This window comes from Actinophytocola sp. KF-1 (assembly GCF_054661535.1).
Genome location: NZ_BAAFVK010000011.1, coordinates 31,060 through 44,517, shown reverse-complemented (window position 1 = coordinate 44,517; position 13,458 = coordinate 31,060). Strand labels below are relative to the sequence as shown.

10 protein-coding genes and 1 pseudogene are annotated in these 13,458 nt (G+C 71.2%); 3 read left to right on the top strand and 8 right to left on the bottom strand.

The genetic code is table 11. The features are described from left to right. Positions 1 to 4: 4 nt before the first annotated feature. Complete coding sequence (locus ACYQ77_RS30175) at positions 5 to 1,183, bottom strand: ABC transporter substrate-binding protein (RefSeq protein ID WP_459717103.1); 1,179 nt, start codon at positions 1,181 to 1,183, stop codon at positions 5 to 7. 84 nt (positions 1,184 to 1,267) lie between these two features. On the opposite strand from ACYQ77_RS30175, the gene ACYQ77_RS30170 reads away from it, so the two are divergent. Both ACYQ77_RS30170 and ACYQ77_RS30165 read left to right on the top strand, forming a co-directional pair. Next, entirely contained in the window at positions 1,268 to 2,059 is a 792-nt protein-coding gene (locus ACYQ77_RS30170) for a PaaX family transcriptional regulator (protein ID WP_459717102.1), read from the top strand. 293 nt (positions 2,060 to 2,352) lie between these two features. After that, positions 2,353 to 3,403: pseudogene (locus ACYQ77_RS30165) on the top strand (MFS transporter). On the opposite strand, the gene ACYQ77_RS30160 reads toward ACYQ77_RS30165, so the two are convergent. The 5 genes from ACYQ77_RS30160 to ACYQ77_RS30140 form a co-directional block, all read right to left on the bottom strand. Continuing rightward, positions 3,354 to 4,202 carry an SAM-dependent methyltransferase gene (locus ACYQ77_RS30160; protein ID WP_459717100.1) on the bottom strand — a complete coding sequence of 283 codons (849 nt, stop codon included), beginning with the start codon at positions 4,200 to 4,202 and terminating at the stop codon, positions 3,354 to 3,356. The pseudogene ACYQ77_RS30165 and the gene ACYQ77_RS30160 overlap by 50 nt on opposite strands. Positions 4,203 to 4,281: 79 nt before the next feature. Then, a complete protein-coding gene (locus ACYQ77_RS30155) occupies positions 4,282 to 5,787 on the bottom strand; it encodes a serine/threonine-protein kinase (protein ID WP_459717098.1) in 1,506 nt (501 codons plus the stop codon). Positions 5,788 to 5,847: 60 nt separating this feature from the next. Further along, positions 5,848 to 6,033, bottom strand: coding sequence for a hypothetical protein (locus tag ACYQ77_RS30150; RefSeq protein ID WP_459717097.1), 186 nt, complete (start codon positions 6,031 to 6,033; stop codon positions 5,848 to 5,850). A gap of 1,472 nt (positions 6,034 to 7,505) precedes the next feature. Next, positions 7,506 to 9,797 carry a M20/M25/M40 family metallo-hydrolase gene (locus ACYQ77_RS30145; protein WP_459717095.1) on the bottom strand — a complete coding sequence of 764 codons (2,292 nt, stop codon included), beginning with the start codon at positions 9,795 to 9,797 and terminating at the stop codon, positions 7,506 to 7,508. 185 nt (positions 9,798 to 9,982) lie between these two features. Next, entirely contained in the window at positions 9,983 to 10,576 is a 594-nt protein-coding gene (locus tag ACYQ77_RS30140) for a TetR/AcrR family transcriptional regulator (protein ID WP_459717093.1), read from the bottom strand. Positions 10,577 to 10,663: 87 nt separating this feature from the next. On the opposite strand from ACYQ77_RS30140, the gene ACYQ77_RS30135 reads away from it, so the two are divergent. Next, positions 10,664 to 11,416 (top strand): SDR family oxidoreductase, encoded by a 753-nt coding sequence (locus ACYQ77_RS30135; protein ID WP_459717092.1) that lies wholly within the window; start codon positions 10,664 to 10,666, stop codon positions 11,414 to 11,416. Between the two features lie 38 nt (positions 11,417 to 11,454). Here the strand turns inward: ACYQ77_RS30135 and ACYQ77_RS30130 are convergent, their stop codons facing one another. Both ACYQ77_RS30130 and ACYQ77_RS30125 read right to left on the bottom strand, forming a co-directional pair. Continuing rightward, positions 11,455 to 12,207, bottom strand: a complete 753-nt coding sequence (locus ACYQ77_RS30130; protein WP_459717090.1) for a cupin domain-containing protein — start codon at positions 12,205 to 12,207, stop codon at positions 11,455 to 11,457. Between the two features lie 16 nt (positions 12,208 to 12,223). Next, entirely contained in the window at positions 12,224 to 13,339 is a 1,116-nt protein-coding gene (locus ACYQ77_RS30125; RefSeq protein ID WP_459717088.1) for an amidohydrolase family protein, read from the bottom strand. Positions 13,340 to 13,458 lie beyond the last annotated feature (119 nt).

Below are 13,458 nucleotides of genomic sequence, written 5' to 3'. Positions count from 1 at the left end.
GGCGTCACCCCGCCAGTTCGGCCAGCTGCTCGCCCGCCCACTCGGTGGGCTTGAACGCGCCCTGGGTGACGGTGTTGACGGAGATGAACCGCGGACCGAGCCCCGCGTGGTCGTCCTTGCCGTAGGCGTACTCGCCGTTGGGCGTGACCAGCTTCAGGCCCTCGAGCGCGGCGCGGATCGCCTCGGGTTCGGTGCTGCCCGCCTTCTCGATGGCGGCCACCAGCAGGTGCACGGCACTCCACCCGTCCTGCGCGAACTGCGGTGGCGGGTAGCCGTGCGCGTCGGTGAACGCGGTGGTCAGCTCGTCGATGGCGGCTTTCTGCCTGCCGTCGGGCAGTTCCGGCCCCACGACGCCGATCGAGCTGGCGACGATCGTGCCCTCCGCTGCCGCGCCGACCGGGTCGAGGAACAGCTTGCTGGCCTGCGCGCCGGTCAGCACGAGCGGGATGTCGAGGCCTGCGCTGGCGTACTGCTTGGTGAGCGCCACCGCCGGCGCGCCGGTCGCCCACACGACCAGTGCCTGCGCGTTCGAGCCGCGGACGTGCCCGAACACCGAGCCGAACTCGGTGGCGCCGGTCTGGAACTCCTCGTCGGCGACGATCTCGATGCCGTGCCGGGACGCGCCGTCCCGCATGCCCTTGTGGCCCGCGACCGCGTACGAGCTGCGCGTGTCGTGCGCGACGGCCACTGTGGACACCCCGGTCGCCTCGAGGTACTGCAGGATCCGCTCGGCGTACGTGCCGGAGGTCGCGGGCACCACGAAGACGTACGGGTGGATGGGATCGACCTGCTCGTCCGCGGGCGTCAGCGACAGGTAGGGGATCTCCTCCCGGTCCACCACGGGGATCGTCGCGAGCGCGGAGTTGGAGAACGGCGATCCGATCACCGCCGCCACGTCGTCGCCACGCAGGTCGTTGAACGCGAGCACGGACTGGTCGGGCTGGCTCTTGTCGTCCTTCACGACGACCTCGAGCCGCCGTCCCAGGACCCCGCCCGCGCGGTTGACCTTGGCGACGGCCAGCTCGACGGACTTCTTGTTCTCGCTGCCGAGCGGTGAGTAGTTGCCGGTGAGGGAGACGATCTGGCCGACCCGGATGGGGTCGTCAGCGCCGCCGCTGTCGTCGCCACACGCGGTGGCCGTGATGAGGAGAAACGCTGCCAGGGCAGGAAGAAGTCGACGCACGGTACCTCCTCGTACGCGATGCGAGCGCTCCCAAAGTTAGGCGTCAGAGTTGCGGTCGTCAAGAAACTGCCTAATATTGCCGCCGTGACGGTACGCCCCCAGTCCCTGATGCTCACGCTGCTGGGCGACTACCTGTACGACCGCGACCTGTGCGTTTTCTCGGGCAGCGTGATCGAGGTGCTCGGCAGGCTGGGCGTGTCGGAACACGCGACCAGGTCCACCCTCACGCGCATGGTCAACCGAGGCCTGCTGTACCGGCAGAAGGACGGCAGGCGCATGTACTTCGGCCTGACCCCCACCGCGGAGGAGGTGCTCCGAGACGGCCACACCCGCATCTGGCGCACCGGAGCCGTCAACGAGGACTGGGACGGCACGTGGACCCTGCTCGGGTTCTCCCTGCCCGAGTCGTGGCAGCGGCAACGCCACGACCTGCGGTCCAAGCTCGCGTGGGCGGGCTTCGGCCCACTGCAGGGCGGCCTGTGGATCGCGCCGGGCCACGTCCGCGTGGACGACATCGTCGCGTCTCTCGGCCTTTCGGCCCACGTGCGGGTCTTCCGGGCCACGGTCGACTCGGACGTCGCCCAGCTCGTCGAGGACGCGTACGACCTGGCCCCGATCGCGGACGGCTACCGAGACTTCCTGACCCGCTGGACGGACGACCAGCCGTACGCCGACGACCCGCTGGCCGCCCACCTGTCGATCGTCACCGAGTGGCTGCGCGTGATCCGCAAGGACCCGAGGCTGCCCGTCCGCCACCTCCCGGACGACTGGCCCGCCATCGCGGCGCAGAAGGCCTTCCACGACATCGAAAGCGCGCTGGTCACCCCGGCGGCCGACGTGGCGGCGGAGCTGCTGGACACCCACCCGGCGAAGTGACCACGCCTCGAGGCTTGTGGCTCAAGGTGTGCTTCGCCGTCGTAATCAGGTTGGTTCCCGGTTCTTCCGAGCGCTACGGTGCGTCTCGTGACGAGTCCCGAGTCGGACAGAGCGGAGCCGCCGGTCGTTCGGCGGCGTTTCGGTTGATCTGACCACCCCTGTGCGGGGTGGCGTCGACGCGCGTCCTCGGCGGCCGGACATGGCTTCCTTCGTCCGTTCTCCCGTTGGAGCGCTCGTTGTTGTTCGTCTACATCCTTGGCCTTGCCGTGTTCGCGCAGGGCACCTCCGAGTTCATGTTGTCCGGGTTGGTGCCCGGCATCGCCCGTGAGCTGGCTGTTCCTGTGGGGGTCTCGGCGACGTTGACCTCCGCGTACGCGGTCGGGATGGTCGTCGGCGCGCCTGTCATGGCCGCGCTCAGCGCCCGGTGGCCTCGGCGTCGCGCGCTGGTCACGTTTCTCGTCGTGTTCGTTGTCGTGCACGTCGTCGGGGCCGTGACCGCGGACTTCGCCGTGTTGTTCTGCTCGCGGGTGGTGGCCGCCGTGGCCAACGCCGGGTTTCTCGCCGTCGCCATGTCCGTCGTCGGGGCCCGCGGTGCGGCCGTGCTCGTCGGGGGCGTGACCCTGTCGTGTGTGGCCGGGGTGCCCGCCGGGGCGCTGCTCGGCCAGTTCTTCGGCTGGCGGTCCGCGTTCTGGGCCGTTGCCGCGTTGTCCGTGCCCGCGCTCGCGTTCGTGGTCCGGTCGGCGCCCGCCGAACCCGCGGGCGCCCGCGCGGTCGACCTCGCCAGGGAGATCCGGGCGCTGCGGTCCGGGCCGTTGCGGCGCACGCTCCTGCTCGGGGCGCTGGTCAACGGCGCCACCTTCGCGACGTTCGCCTACCTCGCGGTCCTCGCGACCGGGGCCGCCGGGCTGCCGCCCGGGGCGGTGCCCGCGTTGCTCGCGGCGTTCGGCGTCGGCGCGTTCGCCGGCGTCACCGCGCGGATCTCGGACCGGTGGCTCACCGCCGGGCTGGTCGTGCTGCCCGTCGGGTGGCTGGTGCTCGTGCTGGTGAGCGCCCACCCGGTGCCGTTGTTCGCCGCGACCGCTGCGCAGGGGGCGTTGTCGTTCGGTGTCGGGTCGGCGCTCATCACGCGGGTGCTGCGGGCTCGCGCCGGGCGCGCCGTCGCTCGGTGGTTCGTTCGCGACGGTCGCGTTGAACGTCGGTGCCGTGCTCGGGCCCGCGCTGGCGGGCGCGGTCACGGAGGCGACCGGCGACCACCGGCACGCCGTGTGGTTGAGCGTCGTCGCGAGCCTGCTGGCTACGGCTTGCGCCCCACCGCGCCGACGATGCACTGACCGGCGCCACTGATCCCGCCGAGCCGGGGCCCGTCCGGCCACCACAGGTCACAGGGTGCGAGGCCGGGCGGGTCCTGGGAGTTCGGGGCGACCAGTTCGAGGCCGTCGAGCATCGCCATGATCTCGTCGCGGGTGCGGAATCGGCCCGCGCCCAGCGGCCCGTTGACCAGGATGTGCTCGATGCGCTTGGCGATCGGGGTCAGCTCGGGCGTCTCCGGGTCGAGGAAGTGCGAGAACACCACGTAGCTGCCGGGGGCGAGCGCGTCGATGTACTCACGCATGATCTCCGGCGCCCGCGCGTCGTCCGCGACGTGGTGCATCGTGCCGACCTGCAGCATCACCACCGGCTCGGAGAAGTCGATGACGCTGCGGACGGTCATGTCCTCGAGCACCTGCCGCGGCTCGAAGATGTCGGCGCCGACCATGCGCACCCGGAAGTTGTCCTCCAGCAGGGCACGCCCGTGCGCGAGCACCACCGGGTCGTTGTCGATGTAGACGACCCGCGCCTCGTCGTTGTAGCGCTGCACGATCTGGTGCGTGTTCTCGGCGGTCGGCAGCCCGGAACCGCAGTCCAGGAACTGGTCGATCTCCGTCTGCGTGAGGAACCGGCACGCGCGGTTCAGGAAACCGCGGTTGCCCCGCGCGATGTCCACCGCCTCCGGCACGGCCGCGCTGATCTTGGCCATGACCTGCCGGTCGACCTCGTAGACGTCCTTGCCGCCGAGGAAACCGCCGTAGATGCGGGCAATGCTCGGTCGCGTGGGATCGACCCCGACCGGCACCTGGCTGGGTGATGTCGCATGCGTTGTCATCGGGGAACAAGAGTAGTCCCTGGCGGTACGCGGATGACTCACATCACTCGATTGGGTGAAGGGTGCGGAGCTCGCGCGGTCAGGCGGGGTTGCTGTACAGGACGGTCGCGGTGTCGATCAGCCACGCGCCGTTCTGGTTGACCAGCGTGTACCGGTGCCGCTCACGGCGACGGCTGCCGTCGTTGAAGTTGTACAGGAGGGTGACCTCGACGGTCGCCGGCCCGGTCGCGCTGATCTCCGACGCCGACACGGAGCGGACCGAGCCCCACCAGTTGTCGTAGCTCTCGCGGCCCTGGGCGCGGCTCTGCTGGAACCGCGGCGTCAGCCGGTTCCACGCCTCGTCGCGGTTCGCGGGCATCATCGCGTAGTACGCGGCGATCGCGGCGCCGGGATTGGCGGGTTGCTGCGGCGTGGTCGTGGTGGTCGTCGTCGTGGTGGTCGTCGTGGTCGTCTCGTCCGACGTGGACGGCTCGGACGGTTCCGTGGTGGTCGGCGCGGCCGTCGTCGTGGTCGTCCCGTCCGACGGCGGCGCCGCGGTGGACGGGGAGCCGCCACGGTTGATCAGGGTGGTCACGACCGCGGCCGCCAGTGCGACGACCAGCAGGACGACCGCGAACAGGACGGCACGCCCACGTCTGCCGGTCTGCTGCGCGGGCGCGGCGGCCCCGGCCGGAGCGGCGGCGGTCGCCGGCGTCGGCGACAGGGCCGGTGCCGGCGCCTGTACCGGGATGGCGGCGGGCATCGGGACGGCCGTCGGGGTCGCCATGCCGGAGACCGGTGTCTCGTAGGTGACGTGGGCCAGGGCGTCACGGGCCTGCACCATGGTGGGCCGCTGCTCGGGGTCGGCGTTGAGCAGCCACATCAGGACGTCGGTCAGCGGCCCGGCCTTGGTCGGCGGTTTGATCGACCCGGACGAGATCCGGTAGAGCTGCGCCATCGGGTTGGCGTCGTTCCCGGAGGGCGGCTCCCCTTCGACGGCCGTGTACAGCGTCGCGCCGAGCGAGTACACGTCGGACGCGTAGGTGGCGGGGTCCCCCTTGGCCACCTCAGGCGCGAGGTACGCGGGTGTACCGGCGAACGTGCTGGTCAGCGTGCCGCCGATGTCCTCGGTGACCCGCGCGATCCCGAAGTCGGTGATCTTGACCGTGCCGTCCTCGCCGACGAGCACGTTCGCGGGCTTGACGTCCCGGTGCACCACAGCGGCCTCGTGCGCGGCGGCCAGCCCGGCGGCGGCCTCGGCGCCGATGCGCGCCACCTCGTCCGGCGGCAGCGGGCCCAGCGCCGACAAGCTCTTCGACGGCAGGTACTCCATGATCAGGTACGGCTGCCCGCCGTCCTGGACCACGTCGAACACGGTGATGAGCTGCGGGTGCTGCAACCGGGCCGCGATCCGCCCCTCCCGCATGGTGCGGCGGATCATCTCTTCGCTTTCCGAGGAGGTCAGCTCGGCGGGCACCATCACCTGTTTGACGGCGACCTTGCGGCGCAGCCGTTCGTCGTACGCCTGCCAGACGACGCCCATACCGCCGCTGCCGAGCCGTTCGACCAACCGGTACCGGCCCGCGATGATCTGCTCGTCGCTCATCTCTCCCCGTCTCGCCCCGTGCCCCCTATGGATAGCACGAGACCACAGGGCGACTGACGACTACATGCGCGGAGCGGGGACGTCCGGGAACGCCTCCGCTGCACTGAGCCCCAGCATGTCGAGCAACCCGGCACAGTCTCCTGCGTCCCGAGCCGCGGACGCGACCGCGATGACGGCACGCCTGCGCTGGTCAGCGGACAGATCGACAGCGGTGAGCTGGTAGTCGACGACTTCTTTGGTAGGCATGGGCGCTCTGTACCCGCCCACGCCTCGCGCCAAACCGTGCCACAGTTCGTTCCGGCGCGGTGCGCGGGGTGGGCGTGACGTTCCCCGCATCCGCCCAGGTCCGACGGGCAGGGTTCCGTCCACAGTCGCGTCACTGCTGGCGCTGCGCGACCCGGACCCGGCGATGGCGTGGATGACCGGCGTGATGCCGATGTAGGCATTCGAGGCGTTGCCGACCTCGAGGAGAATGCAAGCTGTCGGGCAGCCCGGGGCAGCACGATGTCGGCAGAGGCGTGCCGGGGACGGTGAGTGGGCAGCGTAGGCGATGCCGTTCGCCGCGAGTGGTCACCAGGATGAGGCAACATAATCGCTGCCTGGTCAGCCCGGAGACCTGCCCGTCCGGAGAGGACCCCGTCGGAGGGAAGCCCCACGCTAGGCAAACCGGACAAGTCCGAACCACCAGCAGCCCATCCGACCTTACGGATCTTTGGGCGGGTTCCGTCCAGTCGCGGTACTCCTGGCGGGAGCTGATCCCAGCAGTCCGGGCGCGCAGCGCCCGGCCCCGCGAAGCGGGGCCAAGCCCCCATCCACGCTGGCAGACCAGTCAACAGAATCTGTGCCAATTCAGCCCCTGCCATCCTGGAGACTTGCCCGTCCGGAGAGGACCTCGCCGGAGGGAAACCCCAAGGCAAACCTGACAAGCTCGAACCACCACCAGCCGAGGAAAGACCCGTCCGACCTTGACGGATCCCCGGGGGCGGGTTCCATCTAAGTCGCGGTACTCCTGGCGGGAGCTGATTCCAGCGGTCCGGGCGCTGCGCGCCGAGCCCCGCGAAGCGGGGCCAAGCCTCACCACCCATGCAGGCAGACCTCAACAGAATCCCTGCCTAGTCAGCCCCTGCCATCCCGGAGACCTGCCGTCCGGAGAGGACCCTGCCGGAGGGAAATCACGCAGGCACACCTGACAAGCCCGAACCACCACCAGTAGCCCAGGGAAGACCCATCCGGCCTTGACGGATCCTTGGGTGAGTTCCGTCCAGTCGCGGACTCCTGGCGGGAGCGGATCCCAGCATGCCGGGCGCAGCGCCCGGCCCCGCGAAGCGGGGCGAAGCCCCATAACCCCCTGAGGGGTGCCTGCCATCCCGTCGACCTGGCGAAGCCCGATCACGCCGGGTCAAGGGGGCCCGACGCTCAACGCGCCCACCTGCCCAAAGCTGCCGGGCCCCCTTGACGCGGTGTGATAGCCCTCCGGGAGGTCGACGGGATGGCAGACAACGGACACCAGTCCTTGCCAAACCAGCCCCGTGCAAGACCCCCGCCATCCCGGAGACCAGCCCCTCCGGCGAGGAGGCCCGTCCGGCAGGACGCCCTCCGGCGAGGACGCCCGTCCGGCGAGGACAGAGCCCAGGACGGCGAAGACCCCGGAGGGAACCCACAACGAGGTCGACCCAGAGAAGACCCATCCCACTTTGACGGAACCCCTGCGGGAACGGTCACAGGCTGTAGGTGCGGGCCACTGCCGTCACACCACCGTCCTCTCGTGTGCTTGGGGTGGTCGTGTTGGGGCGCGGTGTGGTCTCGGGGAGGCCGTGGGTCTCGTCGATCGCCGTCAGGCGGGGGTTCTCTCCCGTGGTCTCGACGGTGATCGTCGCGCCGTTCGTGGGGAGGTCCCGGAGGCGGATCTCCGCGGGCCACGTGTTCTTGCGGGTGCCCGTGACCGGTGTGGACGTCGGTGCCTGGTCGCCCATGCGTGCCGTTGCCTTCGTGATCGGGGTGCTCAGACGCAGCGTGACCGACGGGGCGCCGCGGATGGAGCGGACCATGAAGGTGATCGTCGTGCCGGTCTTGCTCACCGCGGTCACCTCCGGGCCTGTCGCCTCGATGGCCGGGGCCGGGCCGGTCCACAGGGTGCCTCGCTGGTAGCCCGGTGGCAGGGCGCCGGTGTTCTGGCTGTCGACGTGTTCCGATGTCCATTCGCTCGGGGACGTGTCCGCGCTGACCCAGCTGGCTTTGCCGGTGTCGGCGTTCAGTACGTACGCCAGGTGCGTCGGCGCCGGGTGCGCCGCGTCCGGGCCGTCGACGGCCAGGCCCGCCGCCACCAGGGCCACGCTCGCCAGCAGCGCCGTGGCCGGGATGGCCACCGCACGTCGTCGTGGCTGCGCTTCCGGTGACAGCAGGTCCACCGCGGGCAGCAGGAGCAGGGCGAACAGGACCGTGAACACCGCACCCACGGCGGCCAGCGACAAGCCCACCGCACCGAACACCATGTACGCGAAGTAGGGCAGCAGGGCGCTGCCCACCACCAAGCCCACGGCCAGCGCCACCACGGACCACAGTGGCCGCTCCACGAGCAGCGCGACGATGGCGCCGAGGGTCGCCATCAGCGCCGGCGCGGTGAACAGGAACGACGCTCCCGGCGCGTACGCGGCGCACACGACACCGAGCAGCACGTGCCACGCCAGTCCGCCGATCACCAACGCCACCGCGCCCAGCCGCCGGCGTAACAGCAGATACCACGCCAGCAGCGCCGCCACTGCCGCGACGATCACCGCCACGTTGAACGCCACCGGCCGATGCAGCAGCCCGCCTGCCACGTCGTACGACGGTCGCACCCACGTCAGCGCCGTCCACACCAGCTGACCCAGCCCGAACGCCACCACCAGCGGTACCAGTGCCGACGCCGCGCCCACCGCGACCCTGCCGACGGTCGTCAGCCCGCGCCTGCGCGCCAGCCACGTCAGCAGGGCCACGAGTAACAACGCGACCACCGCCAGCGGCCACACCATCCCGTTCGAATAGCTGATCTTCATGCCCAGCACGTCGAAGTAGGTGTCGTCGTGATCGGCCGCCAGCGTGCGCAGGTCGGTGTCGCCGAGAGCTCGTGCGAGTGCCAGCATGTTCTCGCCGTGGTGCTGCAGGCTGCCCTGGTCCAGGTTCGCGATCGAGTCGCCCGCCGTGTGGTACCTGGCCGCGCCTTCGATGTAGGCGAAGTTCAGCCCGCTGAACCCGGCGTCGGCGAACAACGAGAAGTCCGTGTCGTTCGGCAGCACCCGGTACACCTCGACCATCGACGAGTCGCCCCTCGGGTGCGGGACGGTGTCGTTGAAGAGGTCCACGAGCCGCGCGTTGTCACGAGACGTCTCGAACATCAGCGACGGGCCACTCACCCCGCGCGCCTCGAAGTTCAGCACCACGCCGCCGCGGCGGCCCAGCGGGTGCTCCCGCAGGAACGCCTCCGCGCCCAGCAGACCGTTCTCCTCGCCGTCGGTGATCAGCAGGACGAGGTCGTTGCGCAGCCGGTCACCGGTGCGCAGCGCCCGCACCGTCTCGAGCATGGCGGCCACCGCCGCTCCGTCGTCGGAGGCGCCCGGTCCCATCGCCACCGAGTCGTGGTGCGCGGCCAGCACCAGCGTGCCCGAGGAGTCGGTGCCCGGCAGCGTCGCGACGATGTTGTCGACCCGGCCGAACGTCGCCAGGCCGTCGCCCGTGTGGACACCCACCGCGTGCTGCACCGCCACCGACAGGCCCGCCGCGCGCAACTCGTCCGCCAGGTAGCGCTCGGCGCGTACGCCCGCCGCGCTGCCCTGTGGACGTGGTGCACGCGCGAACTGCTCCAGGTGCCGCATCGCACGCTCGGCGCTGAACGCCGACGACGGCGCTGACGCGGGTGCGGGCGGGATCCCGCGCTGGAGCAGCGCGGTGCCGGTGATCACTCCTGCCACCACCAGGAGGAGCACCAGCCCCGCCAGGGCGCGGCGGGGCGAGTCGGAGAGGTTGGTGTTCACGGAGGCGACAGTATGCGGCGGGGGAGGCGACCGTAATGATGTTGACCACAAGGTTTTGCTGTGGTGCACCACAGTTCCCGACTGTGGATCACCACAAGCCAACGGCTCGACGGCGGTGCCCGCGCCGGGCAGGATCTCGCCCGGCGGCTATGTGTCGGCGACGACCGGCGCGATCGGACGTGGCGTCACGGCGTGGCGCGACCGCGCGCGGGCAGGTGGTGATCCAGGATCGCGGTGACCAGGGCGCGCGTGGCGGTGGGTGGGCCGTCGGCGCCCATGGCTTGCGCCGTGCTGCTGGTGCCTTCCCAGATGATCGACAGTTGGTCCGCCAGTTCCGCGGGCCGGGCCACGCCGAGTTGTTCGGTGAGTTCCCCGAACCGGGTGCGCACCCACTGCTTGGTGGCGACGGCCCGCCGGTGGGCGGGCAGGTCGGGGTCGGGGAACTCCGCGAGGGTCATCATGCAGGCGCAGCCCCGGAACACCTCCGGGCGGATGTCTTCCGCGAGCACGTCGAACATCGCGAGGATGCGCGCACGCGGGTCGGGACCGGCGGCGGCGACGGCGGCCTCGAAGCGGGCCCGCCCCGTCTCGGCTGAGCGGGCGACGTACGCGGCGACCAGGTCGTCCTTGGTCGCGAACGCGCGGTAGAGCACGTTGGGGGACACGCCGGCTTCCGCCGCGATCTTGTCCACGCCGGTGGCCCGGATGCCGTGCCAGTAGAACAGGCGGCTGGCGACGTCGAGGATGAGTTCCCTGGTCTCCGCCGCCGTTCGGCGCATCGTTCCCCCTTGCTCGGTCTCGTGACGAACGCTAGTCTACTCGCAACGTAAGGGAACGTTCCCTTACAAATGACAGGGGAGACCACGATGAGAACAGCACTCGTGACAGGCGCGTCCCGGGGCATCGGCCGCGCCATCGCCGAACGGCTGGCGCAGGACGGCGCGCTGGTGGCGGTGCACTACGGCACCAACAAGGCCGCCGCGCTGGAGACCGTCGCCGCCATCGAGGCGGCCGGCGGCCACGCCTTCCCGGTCGAGGCGGACCTGGCGCGGCCGGACGGCGTGGAGCTGCTGATCGACCGCCTCACCGACGGGCTCGCCGGGCGAACCCTGGACGTGCTGGTGAACAACGCCGCCGTGTTCGGTCCGGGGATCGACGCGTCCGAGGACGACTTCGACCGCGTGTTCCGGGTCAACGTGCGCGCGCCGTTCTTCATCATCCAGAAGGCGCTGCCCCTGCTGGGTGACGGCGCACGCATCGTGAACATCTCGTCGGGGGTCACCTGGTTCGCGATCCCCGAGGTGGTCTACGCGATGACGAAGGGTGCGCTGAACGTGCTCGGCCGGTCGCTCGCGAACACCTTGGGGGACAGGGGGATCACCGTGAACACGATCTCGCCCGGCATCACCCGCAGCGACATGAACTCGTGGCTGGACGAGCTGCCCGGCGCGGCGGAGGGCGTCGCCGACATCGTCGCGCTCGGCCGGGTCGGGGTCCCGGCGGACATCGCCGACGCGGTCGCGTTCTTCACCGCGCCGGACAGCAGGTGGGTGACCGGGCAGGTGCTCGAGGTCAACGGCGGCCTCTACCTGGGCCCGAAGGCCGCGCTGCACACGTGACGTGGCGACGCGGCAGGGGCCGCGTCGCCACGGGGTGCCTAGGGCACGTCGTAGGTCACGCCGTGGCGGCGCGTGTACCGGTTGAGTGCGGCCGGGTCGAGGCGGCCCGCCCTGCTCACCTCCGTCCGGTTCTCGATGAGGGCCTCCACCACGTGCTCCCAGCCGCCGGGGCTGGAGATCTGGACGACGCGTGGCGGGGGCGTCGAGGCCGGGCCGATCGCGTGCGGCTGACCGTGGGGCAACAGGACGAAGTCGCCCTTGCCCGCGATGTGGGTCGTGTCGCCGAAGTCGACGCGCAGCGCGCCGTCCAGGACGTGGATGGCTTCGTCGGCGACGTGGTGGGTGTGACGCGGGACCGGCTGGGCCACCGTCACCTCCAGCAGTGAGAACAGGCCGCCGGTGTCGGTGGCGCGGGCCTTCACGCTGAACGCGGGAGGCAGCGGGACGCGGCCCGGCCGCGCCTCACCGCGTGCGAGTACGTAGCCGTGCTCGACCGGCACGTCGCCGGGTGCCGTCAGGTGCAACGCGCGTGCACCCGTCGTGCGGATCGCGCTGGGCAGCAGTGCGCACATGCCCGCGGTGAGGTGGTGGCTGGTGCCGCGGACGTCCACGTCGAGCTCGCCGTCGATGACGTAGACGAACCCGGTGCGGTGTTCCGGCAGGTCCACCTCGCCGTGGATTTCCCTGAGCGTGAAGCGGTTCTCGGTGTCCTCGGCCGTCGCCTTGGCGGTCGCCCACGGGGTGGGAGCCGATCGGGAGCCGCCCGCGGGGAGCAGGAAGAAACGGTTCATCGGGTTCCTTTCGAGGTCAGCGGGACTGGCGGACGCCGCGCCGCCACACGTCGGCGATCGCCCGGGTGGCGGTGATGTCGTGCGTGGGGTCGCCGTCGACCAGCACCAGGTCGGCGCGCAGGCCCGGCGCGATGCGGCCGCGGTCGTCCAGTCCGAAGTGGTGGGCCGGCACGCTGGTCGCCGCCGCCAGGGCCTGCTCGTTGGTGAGACCCGCCTCGGTCAGCAGGACCAGTTCGTCGTGCAGGCTTTCGCCGTGCACGGGCGCGAACGGGGTGGCGTCCGTGCCCGCCAGCAACGGCGCGCCCGCGTCCCACAAGGCCCGCGCCACCCGCACCGCCTGCTCCGCGCTGCCGGGACGTGCGCGGTCGGCGCCGCGCTGGTCGCTGATCACCTCGAAGTACACGAGGGTGCTCACCACGAACACCCCCTGCGCCGCCACGCGGGCCGCGAGGTCCCGGGTCGCCGGTCCGGCGTCGACCCAGACGTGCGCGAGGCCGTCCACGCCCGCGTCCAGCGCGATCCCGACCTCGGCCGCGGTGATCGCGTGCGCGATCACCGCCAGGTCCGCCGCGTGCGCGGCGTCGACGAGCGCCGCCACCACGTCCGGCGTGAGCGCGGGCAGGTCGGTGCCGTGGACCGCGCCGTCGTCGACCACCACCTTCAGGTAGTCGGCCCCTTCCGCCTGCCGGGCCGCGACGAACGCCGCCGCCTGCTCGGCCGTGGCGACCGTGTCGAAGGGACCCGCCGCGTCGCCCAGCGTGTCGCCGAGCGCGGTCATCAGCTGGCTGGGGTGGCCGCCGGGTGCGGTCGCGAGCACGCCGGAGCTGCGGATGTCGGCCACGTCGTCGCGTTCGGCGGCCAGCGCGCGCTGCCGCGCCAGGTTCGCGGGCAGGCAGAACATGTCCAGTTCGGTGGTCACGCCGAAGGTCAGCGCCTGCGCCAGGTTGCCGTCGAAGGTGTGGGTGTGCGCGTCGATCAACCCGGGTAGCAGTGTCCGCCCGGTACCGTCCACTTCGACGTCGGCGGGGCGGCCGTCGGGCTCGGCGATCCGGTCGCCGTCGATCAGCACGTCGGCGCGCGCCGTGGTGTGCTCGCCGTCGAACACCCGGACGTCGCGGATCAGGGTTCGCATCGTCGTCTCCTCGAAGTGCCGTGGCCGGGACCTTCCCGGCAGGCGCTGAACCGAGAGCACGGCGGGACGGCGTGGTGTGACACGAGGAGACGTCGGCCACATCCGCCGCGGGCATGTCA